Origin of the sequence: Paenactinomyces guangxiensis, assembly GCF_016055185.1 — a bacterium.
Classification (GTDB): Bacteria; Bacillota; Bacilli; order Thermoactinomycetales; family Thermoactinomycetaceae; genus Paenactinomyces; species Paenactinomyces guangxiensis.
Map to the genome: position 1 here is coordinate 1 of NZ_JAECVR010000059.1, position 1771 is coordinate 1771.

At 41.3% G+C, this 1771-nt stretch carries 1 protein-coding gene; it reads right to left on the reverse strand.

What is annotated here, in order from left to right:
• Window positions 1-95: 95 nt before the first annotated feature.
• Entirely contained in the window at window positions 96-1667 is a 1572-nt protein-coding gene (locus I8U27_RS20315) for an IS1182 family transposase (RefSeq protein WP_181755133.1), read from the reverse strand.
• Window positions 1668-1771: the final 104 nt, after the last annotated feature.

Below are 1771 nucleotides of genomic sequence, written 5' to 3' on the forward strand. Positions count from 1 at the left end.
GGGGCTGTCCCAAAAGTAGAAAATCTACTTGAAGGTACAGCTCCTTTTCATGTTGTTTACAGAAATTTTATTTTAGTGTAGAGGGTGGATGAAATTCACCCCACCTTGTCCCCTGTGCTTTTCATTTGAGCAGCTGTTTTTTTCAATAGATTGTGTGCAAGGCTGAGCAGACCCACTTCAATGCTCACCTTCGGTAATCCACGAAGGAAAAACCGACGGAGGGACCGGTTTTCTTTGAAATGGCCAAAAACACTTTCTACTTCTATCGAACGTTGAACAGAAAGTGTTCTTCCATGATCGCTCCCAAGAATTTCACGTGCTTTTTTCTTGTATTCCATAAGAGCAGGGCTGACACTAATTTGTCGCCCTGTTGTTGATTTGGTGCATTGTTCCCGAAGGGGACATCCTTCACATTCATGGCATTGATAGTTCCGTTTGGTGATTTCATAGCCACTGTCAGTCTGCTCTTTGGTCTCGTTGCGGAAGGTCAATCGTTTGTCTCCAGCACAAATAAACTCGTCTTTCTCTTCGTCATAAGACCAGTTTTCTACCTTACTGATATCCCTTTTCCATTTTTTACTGTTTTCTCGGTGAAAAGTATTGAATTTAACATAAGCTTTTACGTTCCATCTGTCCAGATATGCGTAATTTTCCTCACTTCCATAGCCAGCATCAGCAATGATGGCTTTTGGAAGGGTTCCGAGCTTTGCTCGAACCCCTTCTAAGTGGGAAATCATACATTTGGTGTCTCCCGGTCTTTGATGAACACTGTATCCCACAATAAACTGATTTTCTGTTCCTACCTGAAGATTGTAGCAAGGCTTTAACTGCCCATTTTGCAAATGGTCTTCTTTCGTACGCATAAAGGTAGCATCATGATCTGTCTTGCTATAGCTATTGCGTTCTTGGAAAATCGCTTGCTGTTCTTCATACCGTTGGTAACGGGGGAGATATTCATCTTGGATCTTTTTTACCCTTTTCTGTAGTGGCTTGTTTTCCGGTTCTTCTTGCAACCGTTGTTCTAATTGAGCAACAGTTTCTTCGAGTTTTTCGGCTGTCAGGGTGCTATGTTCACCTAGTTCTTCCAAATCATGATCCTGGTAGGTCTGCATTTCTTGTTTTTCTATTTCATCGATCTCACAAAGGAGATCGTGAATCTTGACTTGAAGGTTTTTTTGATGCCGATCCACATTCTTTTTCCAGACATAAGTATAGCGGTTCGCGTTTGCCTCAATCTTCGTGCCATCCAAAAAATAATTCTCCAATTTGATATATCCTTCTTCTATTAAAAGTTGAAGGATGGAACTAAACACTTCATCAATGGTTTGTTTCATCCGCTCCGAACGGAAGCGGTTAATCGTCCGAAAATCTGGAGTTTGACGCGCACTTAACCACATAAATGGAATGTTTTCGCGCACTGCTTTTGCAATCAGACGGGATGAATAAATTTTTTGAGTGTAGGCAAACACGATGATTTTTGTCATCATTTTTGGATGATAACTACTCCGACCCCCACCGGGATAATGTTTAAGAAAGACATCATCCTTGACCTGATCAATCGCGTCGTTGACGACGCGAACTACGTGTCGGGGTGGAATCAGTTCTTCCAAATCCATTGGCAAGAATAACTGGTTCATGCTATAATCAACGAAAGTAGCATTACTCATAAGAAATCGCCCCTTTAGTAAATGTTTAGTGGTACATTCATTTTACTACAACGGGGCGATTTCTTTTTTGATCTTTCTCAAAAAAACTACAAAAAAGCTCGGGG